Origin of the sequence: Selenomonas ruminantium subsp. ruminantium ATCC 12561, assembly GCF_000424065.1 — a bacterium.
GTDB classification, from domain to species: Bacteria; Bacillota; Negativicutes; order Selenomonadales; family Selenomonadaceae; genus Selenomonas_A; species Selenomonas_A ruminantium.
On record NZ_AUJE01000003.1, the window covers coordinates 1 to 16151 of the forward strand.

The following is a 16151-nucleotide window of genomic DNA, read 5'->3' on the forward strand; positions in this document are numbered from 1 at the left end:
ATTTCCACCACAAACTGGAAAAACAGGGAATGACACAAAGCATGTCCCGCGTAGCCCACTGCATTGACAACGGGCCTATGGAAGGATTCTGGGGCATCCTTAAGCGGGAGATGTACTACGGCAGACGTTTTACCAGCAAGTGTGAACTTATGCGTTCGATTGAAGCATACATTCATTATTACAACCACAAGCGTGTGCAACGTAACCTTGGTATCTTAACACCAATAGAGAAACACACCTTGTATTTAGCCGCATAAAAAAGGCCGACAGACAAATCTGTCGACCAAAGAAATCTTATATTTTTTTATTGTCCTCTTGACGGGGAGCAGGTCAGGCAGCCCTAGGGATTTTATTGGTTGAAGGATTTTATCAGCGTACAGCCAGCACAATTATTTTTTCCCCGTCCGGCAAAAGTTCGGTTTCCATCTTCATGAGGTCCAATACCTGCTCCTGGCTGACCAGACCGCTTAAATTTAACTGCTTTTCTCCATAATAAGCGAAAAGCCCCGGCAGTTCGCCGCCAGTCGTTCCATATTCTACAGTATCTTCCAGAAGTGCTGTCAGCTCTGCCTGTAAATCTGCTTTCGTGCAGACGATGGCGCCAAGGCCTTCCCGCTGCAAGCAAATGACGCCGTTTCGATTCAAAACGCGCACCTTATGTTTGGTAATGGGGATAATCCCCCAAAGCCGTTTTTTATATTGTCCATCAAAAATATGCCAGGTTCCTGTTGCAGCCGCTTCTTTAACCTGTTTGGGGGGGAGCGCCATAGACTCAGCGGCTATGGCCCGAAGTTCTGTTGCTGAAAGTGCCTTAGCCGCCCCATCGCTTTTGCGTAGTTCTGTGGCGCCCATAGCTGAGGCTCTTAATATATTGGCCTGCCGGTCAATTTCTATGGCAATTTCTACGGTGGACTCCTGCGCACCGGAACGCAGAATTTTTTCCAGGGCCTCTCTGCGGATAGAGCGAATATCTTCCTCAGACGGCTGCACTACTGTACGCTCTACGACTTCCCGTACCATAGCCATAGCGACGCCAATAGTGGAAATAATCGGGGCATTTTTGACAATCTTCCAGCGGATATTTTTTTTCCTGCCCAAATAGGGAACGATAACACCACCACTGCCACCACCGCCAGCTAAACAAAGTACATGCGGCGAAAGTTCATATTCACGAATAAGCCGGGAGACGATTTCCCATATCTTTTCGGCAGCAATATCCATGGCTTTTTGCGCTGCTTCCTCTGCACTGCAGCCAATAACCTTTCCGAGTGCGCCCCAAGCGGCTCTTGCAGCTTCTTTCCCCTCTTTTGTGCAGGCATAATCATTTTCGGGAACACTGCCTAAAAGATTAGCAGCACCAGCCAGCGTCAGGGAAACACGCTGGCCGTCTTGGCTAACCACGGCCGCATAAACCGCAGCATCGCCCTTCATTGGCGCCACCAGTTCCAAATGCGGGGCAGAAAGTTCAGGGGAAAATACCTCATAAGCCAGTCCGGCAATATGGGCACTGCGCGGGCCTACATCGGTAATCTTTCCCTTCTCCACGCGTATCATACTGCCGCCGGCTACACCAAGCGTGCGGACATCTAATGACGAGAGATAGGTCTTATGACCGCCTACTTCACCGTAACGTACCATGACGCGTCCATCTTTCACGACAGAAATATCTGTGGAAGTACCTCCTGCCTCCAGAAAAATGCCATCGGACAGGCGCTCATACATGAGCACTCCGGCTACCCCGGCAGCTAAGCCGGACAACATGGTGAGAATAGGACGGCTGCGCACTTCGTCTACCGTCATAACACCGCCGTCACAGCGCATAATCATCAACGAGGCGGGGATGCCGGAACGCTTGACGCAGGCTTCGGTCATGTCTGCCGTTTCCATCATCTTGGGAATCAGGCTGCCGTTGATTACCGCCGTCCGCGTCCTTACCCGCAGGCCATAGAGCTGCGATACTTCGTGTCCGCCCGTGGCATAAAGCCCCATTTCTTTGGCCATGTTCATAACGAATTTTTCGTTGTCCGCATCGTCTACGCCAAAGGATTCTGTGGCAACAATAACCTCAGCCCCCGCCTGTTTCAAGGCAGTAAGTTTTTCATGGATTTCAGCAGCCGAGGCAGCTGCATCTTCTGTTTCTACATATTCATGAATAGCAGAAAGCACTTTCCCAGGAGCCAGGGATATATTGCCCACATCGCTGGCCTCTTTAGCACGGCCAGATTCCATACCGCTGCCCATGGCCAGCACACCAGTCACCGCCACATCGCCCTCTAAGAGTGCATTGGTAGCCTGGGTTGTTCCATGCGCAATAAACACGACTTCTTCTGGTGCAATATGATTTCTTTGCAGGAGATTCTGTAGAATCGTAATGATTCCCTCCGCCACACCTTCTTTGGCATTATGGGTAGTCGGAATCTTTTCCTGCGCGATGATTTCATAAGTTTCATTATCGATGGCAACCGCATCCGTAAACGTGCCGCCTACATCAATACCAATCCTGACTTGACGCATATATCTTCCCCCTTAGACGCAATGGGTAAAGGCGACACAGAGCAGCATCAAAATGCACATTCCCCAGCTATAGGGCAAAATGCGCCGTAAGATTACAGCTGTATCCACTTCGGTAAAACCACCAATCCAGGTATTATGGGAATTGGTTGGGTCAGCAACTGCCTGAACAAAGCCTACAGCCAAAAACATACCGCAAAGCGCTTCCGGTGGAAAAGTACCAAAACCGACAAGAATAGCCGCAATACCGGCACCCATGCCATACATGTTAAACGGCCCGCGATAAAGCGCCGCTGGGGCAAAGAGGGCAAAAATGATGAGCAGTCCCGTCAGCGATTCCGGGAGAATCGACGTCAATACCGGATTGAGAACCGGTGCCGCCAAGGGATGGGCTGTGGCCGTTACCAACATACCAATGCCGATAAAGAGGAATAACACACCGGCTACATCCTGAATCCCCTCGACAAAAGCACCTGCCAAAAGATTAATAGTTTGTCCGGGGCGCGTGGTCAAAGCCGCATATAGAGCTGACAGCAAAAATCCCAAAATAGCTGCAGCTACCGGGTCAATCGCACCATTCTTGGGGCTGCCTAAGCCAAAGACCATACCGGCACAGCCAATAAAAATCAAAGGCAGTACCGGAGCGATAAGCGCTGCTGGAGCCAATTCCCTCTTTTTGCGAACCAGGCTGTTTTGTCGGCTGCCAAATAATTTTCCCATACTTTGGACGATGCTTAGTGGAATTGTGGCAATTCCTTTGACTATGCTAAACAGCAGATTGAGCAGGGAACCTCCTTCACCTGTTCCCCGCGGTATATTGCGCAGGATGTAGATAATTGCCGCCAGTGCCGCTATTGCTACACCGGGGAAATAATAATACAATGCAGGTTCGCTGCCAAAGATGCCAATATAGGTACCATAGCTGGCAATGTTAGCCATCAGACCAAGATTAATCCCCATCAGCAAAATAACAGCTGCATCTAATGGCGAAATACCTGTGCTGGTCATGATGGGCAGCACGATAGAACCGACCATCAACACAGCGCCCAGACCACTCATTCCCGTAAATACAAATGCAGTTGCTGCCAACATAAGGAATGCAATGGCTATCGGACGGTCCCCAGCCATCTCAGCAGCTTTCTTGATAATGGCCGCTGAAATGCCCGTCTTTTGAATGACTCTGGCAAACATCGCGCCAAATACCACCAGGGCAATGGCGGAAGACAGTCTTAGCGCCCCGCCCAGTAAAACTTCATTGGCCCAGGTCAAAAAAGGAAGCCCTGCGACCCAGGCAATCCATGCCGCCATAAGCGGCAGGGCCAACAAAGTCGGCAAGATTCGGGCTACCATAAGTGCTGCAAATACAATGAAACCACCAAGCAGTAAAATACCAGTAACGGACATAAATTTTCCCCCTGTATAAACAATTTGGATTAACCTGTTTATAAATCAATTCGTTTATACACAATTTCGCCTTAAAAAGAAAAATATCCTGCCAGTATCAATAATAAAAATGCCATCTGACTGGTCAATAGACAATCAGATGGCATTGTTTATATTCTCCCTGTGTACCAGGGCATTTTACGTTCATGCTCTACGCTTGTGCGGTCATCGTGACCGGGCAATAAAATGGTTGATTCAGGCAAACACATTATGCGCTGGGCAATACTTTTGAGCAAGGTTTCTTCATCACCACCGGGCATATCGGTGCGTCCGTAGCTTTCGTAGAAGACGCTGTCACCGACAAAGGCCACACCGTCCTTTTCGCTGTAATAGGTACAGCCGTCAGAAGTATGGCCGGGAACGGCGATAAGCTGAAGTTTATGCGCAGGATTGGCATTTAAGGTGATAATGGCATTATCGGGAAGATAGGTAACATTGTCCAGTACAATCCCCTGCCCTATTTGACTGGACAAGTTCCAGTCAGGATTTCCGGCATAGTCTTTGCCGTTTTCGTGCATACATACCTCTGCGTTCCAGGCTTTTTGCAGCTCACTTACTGCACCGATATGGTCGAAATGGCCGTGTGTCAGGAGAATCTTTTCAATAACAAAGCCTTTCTCCTCAACAATCTGTTGGAGCTTATCCGCCTGTGCGCCGGGGTCAATCAGAAAACCATGCTTAGTCGTATCGTCGATATAGAAATACGCATTGGTGGGAATGTACTTCGTTACTACTGCCTGCAAAATCATCCGTATCACCTCATTTGTTTAACCTTGATACTCAGCCTTGATAGCGGCAATCTTATCCATTACCTGCTGGGAAAATTCCGCCAGAGCCTCTTTATCCTTATGGTCGCCAGTGAACTGCATGGGTTCACCATAGATAACCTTGAGTTTTGGAAAATGTCCGCCATTGGCAAAAATCTTATCCGTGCCGATAATCGCGGCAGGCACGATAGGCGCACCACTCATGGCGGCAATCAGCCCCACGCCGGCTTCCGCTTTGCCCATTTTGCCGGTACGGCTGCGGGTTCCTTCGGGAAACAGCCCCAGACAGCGGCCTTCTTTGAGTACCTGCAAGGCTGCTTTGATGGCCCCTCTATCGGCGGCACCACGCTTTACCGGAAAAGCATGGCAGGCGGTGATTGCCCGGCCAAAGATGGGGTTCTTAAAGAGTTCAACCTTGGCCATATAGCTGACCGGACGATGCAGGAAGGTAGCCACAAACGGCGGGTCCCAGTTACTCATGTGGTTGGCGGCCAGAATTACAGCGCCGTTTTTAGGCATATTTTCCCGGCCATAGATTTCTGCGCGGAAAAAGAGTTTGAAGAAAATGCTGAAGATAAGCTGCAATAAACTATATAACATGGAGCACCTCACTGACACATAGCGAGGATACGGTCAACTACTTCATCAATGGATAGGCCCGTGGTATCGAGAAGCGTAGCATCTGCAGCCTGTACCAGCGGCGAGATTTCCCGTTCGCTGTCGGCTTTATCGCGGGCAGCGATATCGGCTTTCATCTGCTCCATATCAATCTCGTAGCCCTTTTCCGTGAGTTCCTTGTGGCGGCGGCGGGCACGTTCTTCAATGGAGGCCGTCAGGAAAATCTTGACATCTGCATTAGGCAGGACATTGGTGGCAATATCGCGGCCGTCCATCAGCACGCTGCCCCGCTCGCCCATCTTGCGCTGCAGGTCAACCATCTTTTCGCGGACAGGGCCAAGCGCAGCTACCTGCGATACAATGGCGCTGACTTCCGGCGTGCGGATTTCGCCCGTCACATCGGTGCCGTCTACGGCAACTGTAGTCTTGCCGTCCTTATACTGCAGGTCAACGTCGATATCCTTAACCACGTCCAGAATCAGTTCATCCGTAACCTCTTTGTGCTGCTGGAGCGTTTTCCATGCCACCGCACGGTACATGGCACCCGTGTCGATATAGGTGTAACCAAGCTTCTTGGCTGCCAGCTGGGATACGGTGCTCTTGCCTGCTCCGGCAGGTCCATCAATTGCTACTACTAAATTTTTCATTACTGTATTTCCTCCAAAGTCTGATAAAATTCAGGATAAGATATATTGACGCATTCGGGATTTTCAATCTCTACGCCATTGCCTGCCGTGCCCAAAATAGCGAGTGACATGGCAATGCGATGGTCATCATAGGAAAAGGCCGTGGCTTCTTTTATCTGCGCATTGCCGTGGATAATCAGGCCGTCCTCTTTTTCCTCAATTGCGCCGGGAGCGAGTTTGTTGAATTCCTTGGCAATGGCCATCAGGCGGTCAGTTTCCTTGACTCGCAGTTCGCCGGCGCCTGTAATCACGGTATCCCCCTTGGCGCAAAGTGCGGCTACGGCAATAATGGGGATTTCATCAATCAGACGTGGCATGATTTCGGCACCAAAGGACACACCATGCAGTTCACTGTATTCTACGAGCATATCCGCTGCGGCTTCCCCGCCGCTTGTGCGTTCATTCTGCAGGGTAATCTTTGCGCCCATGTCTTTTAGCACATCGAGAATTCCTGTACGTGTAGGATTAATACCGACGTTCTTCAAGAGCAGTTTGCTGCCGGGCACGATGCTGCCGGCAACAAGCCAGTAAGCTGCAGAACTGATATCGCCGGGAACTTCGATTTCCTGCGGAGCAGTGAATTTTTCGACCGGCTGAATGGTTACGGCCGTACCCTTGCGCTTCAGCTGCACGCCAAAAGCTGAAAGCATCTGTTCCGTATGGTCACGCGATACAAAGGGTTCATTGACCGTTGTTTCGCCTTCGGCAAACATGCCAGCCAGCAAAATGGCCGATTTTACCTGTGCACTGGCCACAGGACTGTCGTAGTGCATGCCGTGGAGTTTTTCTTTGGCAGGTACTACGGTGATGGGCAGTTTGGCATTGTTTTCGCGGCCATAAATCTGTGCGCCCATTTTAGACAGGGGCTTGATTACCCGACCCATGGGGCGTTTGTGCAGGGAAGCATCCCCTGTGAAGGTGGACAGGAAGGGCTGGGCGGCCAAAATCCCCATCAAAAGGCGTAAGGTCGTGCCGGAATTGCCCGCATCCAGAATCGTTGCCGGTTCTTTGAGGCCATGCAGGCCGTTGCCCGTGACGATAAGCTCTGTATCGCTGATAAACTCCACCTGGGCACCAAGAGCCTCCATACAGGCTGCGGTAGACATGCAGTCCTGTGCGTGCAGGAAGTTCTTGATGCGTACCGGCGTATCCCCAAGCGCAGAGAACATGACACTGCGATGGGAAATGGATTTGTCACCGGGTATTACGATTTCGCCTTGCAGGCCCTGACGGGCTTTTTCAATCTGGATTTTTTCCATTCAGACAACCCCTTTGTTTTATAGGTATATATGATTAATCGTTCCACACACTCCAGTTGCCAGCGGCCGCGCCCATGGAAAACGCCGCCTGCAGATTGTAGCCGCCAGTATAAGCGTCCACATCCACCACTTCGCCGGCAAAGTACAAGCCTTTGACGAGTTTGGACTCCATGGTCTTGGGATTGATTTCCTTGACGGAAATCCCGCCTGCCGTCACAATGGCTTCGGCAATCGGTCTTGCTTTCGTGATGGTCAGCGGCAAATGCTGCAAAGTCTGCCCCAGGCGATGGCGTTCTTCCACCGTTATCTGATGCACTGGCTTATCCATTTCGAGGAAAGCTGCATCGAGTACCGGTTCAATGAGCTTGTGCGGCAGTAAGTCCACCATGGCATTGCCCAGCTGTTTGCGCTGATATTTGGCAAAATCCCGCTGCAGACGGGCGTCCAAAACATCTTCGGCTAACGCGGGTTTTAAGTTCAGCTCCAATTCCACAAAGGAATCATTGGCTAGTGCCTCAGTAGCTGCCCGGCTAAGAGACAGGATAATGGGGCCGGTCACACCGAAATGTGTGAACATCATTTCCCCGAACATATCCGTTTTTTTCTCACCATCGACTAACAGTGTTGCCTTGATATTGCGCAGGGACAGCCCTTGTACGGATTTTACCCAGTCTTCCTCTGTTTCCAGAGGAACCAACGACGGGCGGATATCCACCAGCGTATGGCCCAGCTTCTGCGCCATCTTATAGCCGTCACCGGTGGAACCTGTGCCGGGATACGAGGCGCCACCGGTACAGAGAATAACGGCATCTGCCTTTAGGCTGGCACCACTTTGCAGTTTGACCGCCTTGATTTTGTCATCCTGTGCCAGAATTTCTGCCACAGGGCTTTCTGTAACGATTTTGACGCCCAGTTCATGGAGCTTATGCACCATGGCATCTACGACATCCTGAGCCTTGTCGCTGACCGGGAATACCCTTTGGCCGCGTTCCACCTTGGTCGGCACGCCCTGTGACTCGAAGAAATAAATCACATCTTCATTGTCATAGGCGCGCATGGAGCTATTGAGGAACTTGCCATTGCCATGGATATTCTTGATGATTTCCGGCACTGTAGCGGCATTGGTGATATTACAGCGCCCCTTGCCGGTAATCAGCATCTTCTTGCCGGGGCGTTTCATTTTTTCGAGTATGGTCACATCGGCGCCGTTTTCCGCGGCTTTGATGGCGGCCATCATGCCGGCAGGTCCGGCACCAATTACAAAGATAGTTTTCATGATTGTTTTATTCCTGCTATATGATAGAGTTCTGCTATTTCCTCAGCGGTAAGCGGACGATAATGACCGCGCTTGACCCCTGCCAGCGTAAGTCCGGCAAATTTTACCCGTTTCAGCGCCCGCACATCACAGCCAATGGCGGCAAACATCCGACGCACCTGACGGTTGCGGCCTTCATGAATGGTGATTTCTACTTTGGCTTCACTATCGGCTGTTTCAAGCACCTTCACTACAGCCGGTGCGGTCATGCCGTCTTCCAGTTTTATGCCCTGCCGCAATTTGTCCAAGGTCTTCTCTGTGGGAATCCCTGCTACGCGCGCCACATAGGTTTTATTGACCTTGTAGCGCGGATGCAGCAGACCATTCATCAAATCCCCGTCGTTGGAGATAAGGAGCAGCCCTTCGGTGTTGTTATCGAGTCTGCCCAACGGATAAACCCGCTCTTTGACTTCCGGCAGCAAGTCCAAAACCGTACGCCGACCGCGTTCATCTTTGGCGGTGGAAAGGTAGCCTTTGGGTTTATTCAGCAGATAATACACTTTTGTTTCGGTAAAGGTCAGCGGCTTGCCGTCCACACAGATTTTATGCTGGGAACTGTCGTATTTGCCGCCAAGTTCTGTGATAATCTGACCGTCAACCGTAACCCGACCCGCTAAAATAAGTCCCTCTGCTGCCCGCCGGGAAGCAATCCCTGCCTGGGCAATAATTTTTTGCAAGCGTTCTGCCATCAGAACAGTCCTTTCCAGAAATCACGCAGATAATTCAATAGATTATCCCAGAAGGAATAATATTCTACATCCTGTGCGGCTAACAGATTGATGGAGCCCTGACGTTTGCCGTCATAGTAGCAGACGACTTTGCCAATGACATCACCCTTCTTAATCGGAGCAGCAACGTCATTGGGGACTTCTACCTTTTTTTCCACCTTAGCACTTTCGCCGTTCTTTTCGGCAACGACCAGGGATTCTGCGGCAATAAGTTCCACTTCGTCATGGCGGCCGTCGGCTACATCCACCTTAGTCACCACTTCGCCTTTTTTTACCAGTGTTTTGGGCTGAACGCTATGAAAACCATAGTCAAGCAAGGCAATGGAATCATTCCACATATAATAGCTGTCCAAAACAACCGCTACGAGCTGCATGCCATCGCGGCGGGCGGCCGATACCAGACAGCGGCCTGCCGCTTCCGTATAACCGGTCTTGACCCCATTAGCTCCACGATAGAGCCAAAGCATCTGATTTTCATTGCGTAGCTTCTTGGCCGGGTCTTTCACCCAGTCATAAATGGTTTCCTGCGTGCTGACGATTTCTTCAAAATGCGGCAGGCTGTAACCATAGGCCGCAATCTTGGCTAAATCAAAGGCCGTGGTATAATGCTTTTCATCCGGCAGACCGTTCGGATTGACAAAATGCGTATTATACGCGCCGATTTCCGTGGCTTTTTCATTCATCATTTCCACAAAAGCCGGCACGCTGCCAGCAATATGCTCGGCTACCGCAACAGTGGCATCATTGCCGGAATGCATCATCATACCGGCAAGCAGTTCACCCAGGGGAATCTTATCCCCCTGCACCAGCCAAAGCGTAGAACCTTCCACGCCTTCGGCATTCTTGCTGACGGTAACGATATCGTCCAGTTTGCCATGCTCCAAGGCCACAATCAGCGTCATCATCTTCGTGGTACTGGCCGGATATCTGCGGGTATCAATATCCCGCTCATAGAGGACCTGACCGGTTGCCGCATCCATCACAATGGCAGAACGCGCCGTAAGCTTCTGCAACGGGTCGGCAGGACTGACTACCAGCCCCGGAATATCCGGACGCTCCGGCTGTACATAAACCTTATCCTGCACTTCGGCAAAAGCAGGCGAGCTCTGCGGTAAATTTATCATAAAACCAGCAGCCCCCAGCATGAACGCTGTAACTGCTTTACAGGCGATTGATCGTCTCAAAAAACATACACTCCATTAGTTGAATAAATTTGATACAACCACATTTTTCCTAGTTTTTTACCGTTTAAGGGGTTGCAAAATTCCTCAGGGGGTTGCATCGTTTGCGAGTATCATGAAGCCTTGTAACGATTGGGTTCCGAGTTTTACGGTGCGCAATGCAACCCGCACCTTATCTTAATTGAGACGCCAATGAACTCACATAATAACCATTCTACCATAAAATAAGAAAGGAATACAAGAAAATTGGCACGGGACTTTGCCCGTGCCGCCTGTTACCCTATATGAATTTCTGTTCCATCCTTGAATGTTACGCTGATATCTTCCTTGCTGTATACGGTCATGAAGTCCACAATCGTTCCCCACAAGCCTTCATCAAACTCCGTTACTGATGCGCCTTGGGTGGCCAATGCTTTGACGAATGCCCCCAGCCGCTCTGCCTTAGCATGCCGGGCCTTGATGGATTTTTCTGTCTTGTCATAGTTGGCTTTGGTCGTCTCGTAACGATTGACCAGTTCATCATAGCGTTTCTGGTAGTCCGTCTGGTCTTGGGCTATGCGGGCATTTTCACTGATGCATTTCTGCACTCTATCCGATAGAGCATTCATCTCATCCATGAGTCGTTGACTTTCAGCTTCAAGGTCTGACGTGTCACATATCTGCTTCTGTACCAGACGGATATTTTCCAGCATATCCGTTTTGCCTTTTAGTAATTTGTTCACCACCTTGACGAAAGCCTCTTTTATTTCCTTCTCCGTCAGATGTGGCGTGGAGCATTTCTTTGCCCCTGCGAACTTGTTGTTACACTGGTAGACCACTCGCCTGTATTTATCATTGCTGTGCCAAACCTTGGAACCATACCAATGACCACATTCACCACACTTGATGCGATTGGAGAATATGGTCGCCCCGCTATATCCGCCTTTTCCCCTGCCATTCTTGCGTCGTTCAATCTCAGCCTGTACCAAATCAAATGTCGCTGGCGGTATAATTGCTTCGTGATTGCCCGTCACATAATACTGCGGAACCTCCCCTTCATTCTTTTTTACTTTCTTGGTCAGGAAATCCACGGTAAATTTCTTTTGCAGCAGTGCGTCCCCTTTCATTTTCTCGCTGGTGAGAATGCTCTGCACCGTATTAGAATACCATCTATCTTTGCCCGCTGGTGATTTTATGCCCTTTTCCATCAGTTTTTTGGCGATTGCTGAGTAAGACAACCCAGTAAGGAAAAGTTTGTAGATGAGCTTCACTACCTTTGCTTGTTCAGGATTTATGACCAGATTGCCATCTTCGCCCCGGTCATATCCAAGGAAACGCTTGTAAGGAACTCTCGCCTTGCCATCGGCGAAGCTTTTTCTCTGCCCCCAGGTGGTATTCTCCGAAATACTCCGAGCTTCTTCCTGGCTGATTGATGAGAGCACCGTTATGAGAAGTTCGCCAGCCGAATCCAGTGTCCAGATCCCCTCTTTTTCGAAGTAGCACTCAACTCCGGCAGCTTTTAGTTTTCTTATTGTTGTAAGGCAGTCTACTGTATTTCTGGCAAATCTGGACACCGATTTTGTGATGATAAGTTGTATTTTTCCTGCTAAAGCATCTTTTATCATACGTGTGAATCCTTCACGCTTTTTCGTTGAAGTTCCTGTCACACCTTCATCGGTATATATGCCAACAAAATCCCAATCTTTTCGTTCTTTGATGTATTTCGTATAGTAATCGACCTGTGCGGCGTAGCTGGATATCTGGTCATCCGTATCCGTACTGACACGAGCATATCCCGCTACTTTCCGCTTTACATTGCTGGCAATAGGTGCAGCCGTAAATTTATTAATAGTTGCTGGAATAGTCGTTATCTTTCTTGCCACAATACTCATCCTCCTCGTTCCATACGCGATGAAAGTTACTATGGTCGGTATCTTTCTGTGATTATTTCTCCATTCTTAAAATGAAATTCCAAAATATCTCGTTTGGGCACGCTGATATAATCTACATTTTTTAGGAATACTTCTTTATTGAATTTTTCTATGTTCAACACTTTTGCGCATACTCGCTTGAGCTCTTCTTGATTTATTTTTTCGCTCCCAGAACATATCCCCACCTTTTTCCAGTGTGCCCAATATTCATTCGACGTAGCTTTGTATTGATAATAAACATAACTGCGCCCACAAAACGGGCATTTAATTTTCATGGTAAAACAAGATGCATTGATTTTGCCTCTACTCTTACGATTTGCAAATTCTTCCTGTACCATATCAAATGTTTTTTTATCAATGATAGCTTCATGTGTATTTTCAGCCAGGTAACGGGTCAATTCCCCATCGTTTTTCTTGAGCTTGTGTGTAAGAGGATTTTCCACATAATATTTTTGCAGAATCAGATTGCCTGTATAGTGAACATTTTGCAGGATGTAGTTGACACTACTGCCACTCCATCGCTTGCCTCTCTTGGTGATAATACCTTGGCTGGAAAGTTCACAGGCTATTTCCGCTGTCGACTTACCAGAAAGATAATCCTGATATATACGCTTTACAATAATGGCTTCTTCGGGGACAATAATCATCTCGTCCCCCACCCATTTGTACCCGTAAATACAGAATTTTGCATTGGGAAGTCCCTGTTCAAATCTTTTCCGCTTTGCCCACTTTACATTTTCCGAGTAGTTGATGATTTCTTCCTGTGCAATACTTGCCAAGATAGACAACATAATCTCGCCGGACGAGCTCATGGAGCGGATATTCTCCTTTTCAAATCGTACTTCCACTCCAATGACTTTGAGATGCCGAACAGTAGAAAGAAGGTCAACCGTATTTCTTGCGAAACGGCTGATGGACTTGGTCAGGATTATATCAATCTTTCCAGCCTCACAATCAGCCACCATACGCTGAAATTCTGACCGCTTGTTGATGCTGGTACCGGAGATAAAACTGTCGGCATACACACCGGCATATTCCCACTCCGGATTATTCTGAATAAGCTCGCTGTAATAGCTAATCTGTGCTGACAGGGAATGCGTCAGCCGGTCTGATTCTGCAGATACCCGTGCATACGCTGCTACGCGCTTTTTCCGCTTAATCTGCGGAACCTTTGGCTCTATACGTTCTATCTTCTTCATGAGCATGCCCTCCTTTCCTACTATATATCACTCTACGCTGAGCCTAAGTCAACGCCATGTCCGAGAATAATGTACCGAGCAGCGGATGATATTTTTCGCGCATCAACTGCTCTGCCTTGACATAATCCGCCTGTGTGATAATGCCCTGTTCCAACCAGCCACGAAACACCTGCATGGCTGACTGATACTTGGCCTCCTTCAGCATCAAATCATGAGACATAGGCTTCACCGAACCTTTCTGCTATGTAGCAGGTGTGGGAACAATACTTTCTGCCGCTTCTGCCATGGAATGGCTTACCACAGTGAGCACAGACGTTGTTGGCCTTCATCAAATCAGTGTGATGATTCCACCATTTGATACGGCAAGTATCGGAGCAGAACTTCTTCCCCTTCTGACCTGTAGGCTGCGTAATGGACTGGCCACATGCCAAGCAAACCATCTGCCCATCACCTGCCTTTAGCTTATTTCGGATGCAATAGGACTTGATGGTATTCTCTGACAGAGACATGGCTGCCGCTATCTTCTTATAACCCAGCCCCGCCTGTCTCATAGCCTTGATTTCTTCTTGCTGTTTTTCTGTCATCACTCGACCTCCACTTTTAATTGGCGGTGCAATTTTGAGCCACCAAAGTTTCTGTAAGATTGCCTTTCTCTGCATATAGCCGAAAAAATCAACCCTCTCATATGTAAGAGGACAAAAAGTTCCATCTTGGTCACCAGCCCCCGCTACTTTCTTAAAGAGAAGAAAACAGCATTTTGCCGAAAAAATTTGCCCTCCCACCATTGAAAGGACAGAAATAATGATTTTTAGCAAAAAAATAAGCCCAGCAGGATTTCTCCCACCAGGCAATAACCTATCCGATATTCATTTGTTCTTAAGCTGTTTCATGACTTCCGTCAGCTTATCCGGCACGGGCAAGCCAATCCGAGCTGCATTCTCAATGATGGAAATCCCCTCATTGGCGCAATAAAAGAAGATAACTGCCGTTCGCAGGACACAGCCACCGCCGACCATATGGACATCCAGCACATTGGCCACGCCGACCAAGGCCATGATGAAGACCTTCTGGCAAATGCCACGGAAGCCCACGGAACTGGAAAGCCGTTTTTCCACTATGGCACAGAGCACTCCGGTGATGTAATCCGTCACGATAAAAGCCACCAAGGCATAAAGCAGGCTGTCAAAGGAGCCAAGATATTCTCCCAAGGCTGCCCCGGCTCCTGCCGACCAGACCCTAACATCCAAAATTACATCCATAAATCATTCCCCCTTCATCCACTTCGCATAATTCTTTATAGGCCGCAAGCGGGTGCTGCAGTGATAGCAGTCACCCTCAATCAGTTCCTTCTCACCATTTTTGACACGGTAAAGTTTGCCATCAAAAGCCACCAGCCATGTCCTTGGGCGCAGCTTGCAGGCCAGCATTCTTTGTCCTGGCTCATAGCCATCGACATCACAGATTTTCTGCCCCTGTGGTGATTTCAGTTCATAGCTGTAGGAATCCGACTCATAGCCCATGTACTCAATTCGCTCCCTGTTGCTGCGGCTCATGTTCACCTTAAAACCGTCTGGCAAGCGCAGGTCTGTACTTTTAATGGAATCCACAAAATGATATGGGTCACCATACTCTTCGTCCAAGGGCAGATACGTCAAACGCCAGCTACCATTGTTGTTATGTCGACCTCGCAGTACGGTAATCCCCTTCGGTGTAGCCACCATTTCTAACAGGTACTCAACTGCCAAGGAATAGAGTGTGCCAAAATCTGCCTGCCAGCATCGTTCCCTGTCATCATAGATGCCAAGATTTCTGCCCGACATGTATAACGCCTGTGCATTCCCTTCCAAAAATAAACAGTAATCCTGCTCTGATTCATACCAGCCACCGGTTATCCTGCATTCTTTTTCCGGAAGGACGGTCATCGATTCCCCCTCACCAGACGGAGCCTGCTTTTCCAGTTCCAGCAAAGCCCGTTCTGCCGTCTGCTTTGCACCTTCCTGCAATACTTGGACATATTTCATTTGCTCAAACGCAGTTTCTGTTTCGGCCAACCAATAATGTTCTTGCGGTTCCCATTCAAAGTAAATCCCCAACTTTGCCCCTATGCTTCCACCATAATCCTTGAACCAATAGCCCAATGCGCCATTTCTATGAGAATACCGCTCGTATTTGAGTTCCTGCACTTCCCCCGATGTACCTACGGATACATCCAGTACTCTGTAGGCATCTGAAAACACGACTTCACTGCCATGGCTGGCCATCAGTTCATGTCTGGCATCCCGCCAGCCTGTTTTCAGATTACCTTTATGGTAAAGGCAGTGCGTACCATCCTTCATGAAAATCGGCACATACGGCTCACTGGTATTGATAACAGGAGCCGCTGCACCACCCTCGGATATATTGCCGTAAACACACCTGCCGTCTGTCCAGACAAAATCTCCGGCAGCAATAGCTTTATTTCCGATGATGTTCAGCCACTTGCCACCTGCCTGTGCCTTGGTATTGCCGACTGCCGTCACTCTTGCCCTGTGCAT

At 49.0% G+C, this 16151-nt stretch carries 16 protein-coding genes; 1 reads left to right on the forward strand and 15 read right to left on the reverse strand.

Annotation, left to right across the window (positions count from 1 at the left end; genetic code table 11):
• On the forward strand, nt 1–257 hold a 257-nt coding region (locus G598_RS0101665), incomplete at its 5' end, for an IS3 family transposase (protein ID WP_026765469.1).
• 112 nt (nt 258–369) lie between these two features.
• Here G598_RS0101665 and G598_RS0101670 read toward each other — a convergent pair.
• The 15 genes from G598_RS0101670 to G598_RS0101740 all read right to left on the reverse strand — a co-directional run bounded on the left by G598_RS0101670 (nt 370) and on the right by G598_RS0101740 (nt 16151).
• Nucleotides 370–2514 (reverse strand): hydantoinase/oxoprolinase family protein, encoded by a 2145-nt coding sequence (locus tag G598_RS0101670; RefSeq protein ID WP_026765470.1) that lies wholly within the window; start codon nt 2512–2514, stop codon nt 370–372.
• A 12-nt stretch (nt 2515–2526) separates the two neighbouring features.
• Nucleotides 2527–3915 carry a hypothetical protein gene (locus G598_RS0101675; RefSeq protein WP_026765471.1) on the reverse strand — a complete coding sequence of 463 codons (1389 nt, stop codon included), beginning with the start codon at nt 3913–3915 and terminating at the stop codon, nt 2527–2529.
• 149 nt (nt 3916–4064) lie between these two features.
• Nucleotides 4065–4703, reverse strand: coding sequence for an MBL fold metallo-hydrolase (locus G598_RS0101680; RefSeq protein ID WP_026765472.1), 639 nt, complete (start codon nt 4701–4703; stop codon nt 4065–4067).
• 18 nt (nt 4704–4721) lie between these two features.
• Nucleotides 4722–5321, reverse strand: a complete 600-nt coding sequence (locus G598_RS0101685; RefSeq protein ID WP_026765473.1) for a lysophospholipid acyltransferase family protein — start codon at nt 5319–5321, stop codon at nt 4722–4724.
• 8 nt (nt 5322–5329) lie between these two features.
• Nucleotides 5330–5986 carry a (d)CMP kinase gene (cmk, locus tag G598_RS0101690; RefSeq protein ID WP_026765474.1) on the reverse strand — a complete coding sequence of 219 codons (657 nt, stop codon included), beginning with the start codon at nt 5984–5986 and terminating at the stop codon, nt 5330–5332.
• Complete coding sequence (gene aroA, locus G598_RS0101695; RefSeq protein WP_026765475.1) at nt 5986–7284, reverse strand: 3-phosphoshikimate 1-carboxyvinyltransferase; 1299 nt, start codon at nt 7282–7284, stop codon at nt 5986–5988. Before aroA ends, cmk begins: the two co-directional genes overlap by 1 nt.
• Nucleotides 7285–7318: 34 nt before the next feature.
• Nucleotides 7319–8560, reverse strand: coding sequence for a BaiN/RdsA family NAD(P)/FAD-dependent oxidoreductase (locus tag G598_RS0101700; protein ID WP_026765476.1), 1242 nt, complete (start codon nt 8558–8560; stop codon nt 7319–7321).
• Nucleotides 8557–9288: a pseudouridine synthase gene (locus G598_RS0101705; RefSeq protein WP_026765477.1), complete on the reverse strand. Its 732-nt coding sequence runs from the start codon at nt 9286–9288 to the stop codon at nt 8557–8559. The genes G598_RS0101700 and G598_RS0101705 overlap by 4 nt, the downstream gene beginning before the upstream one ends.
• A complete protein-coding gene (locus tag G598_RS0101710; protein ID WP_245582722.1) occupies nt 9288–10511 on the reverse strand; it encodes a D-alanyl-D-alanine carboxypeptidase family protein in 1224 nt (407 codons plus the stop codon). Before G598_RS0101710 ends, G598_RS0101705 begins: the two co-directional genes overlap by 1 nt.
• A 272-nt stretch (nt 10512–10783) precedes the next feature.
• Nucleotides 10784–12370: a recombinase family protein gene (locus G598_RS0101715; protein WP_026765479.1), complete on the reverse strand. Its 1587-nt coding sequence runs from the start codon at nt 12368–12370 to the stop codon at nt 10784–10786.
• A 38-nt stretch (nt 12371–12408) separates the two neighbouring features.
• Nucleotides 12409–13617, reverse strand: coding sequence for a recombinase family protein (locus G598_RS16720; protein WP_051179804.1), 1209 nt, complete (start codon nt 13615–13617; stop codon nt 12409–12411).
• A gap of 43 nt (nt 13618–13660) precedes the next feature.
• Nucleotides 13661–13837, reverse strand: a complete 177-nt coding sequence (locus tag G598_RS19630) for an SHOCT domain-containing protein (RefSeq protein ID WP_157833239.1) — start codon at nt 13835–13837, stop codon at nt 13661–13663.
• A complete protein-coding gene (locus G598_RS0101730) occupies nt 13827–14201 on the reverse strand; it encodes a helix-turn-helix domain-containing protein (protein WP_026765480.1) in 375 nt (124 codons plus the stop codon). Before G598_RS0101730 ends, G598_RS19630 begins: the two co-directional genes overlap by 11 nt.
• A gap of 282 nt (nt 14202–14483) precedes the next feature.
• Nucleotides 14484–14876 carry a phage holin family protein gene (locus tag G598_RS0101735; RefSeq protein WP_026765481.1) on the reverse strand — a complete coding sequence of 131 codons (393 nt, stop codon included), beginning with the start codon at nt 14874–14876 and terminating at the stop codon, nt 14484–14486.
• A gap of 3 nt (nt 14877–14879) precedes the next feature.
• Entirely contained in the window at nt 14880–16151 is a 1272-nt protein-coding gene (locus G598_RS0101740; RefSeq protein ID WP_026765482.1) for a hypothetical protein, read from the reverse strand.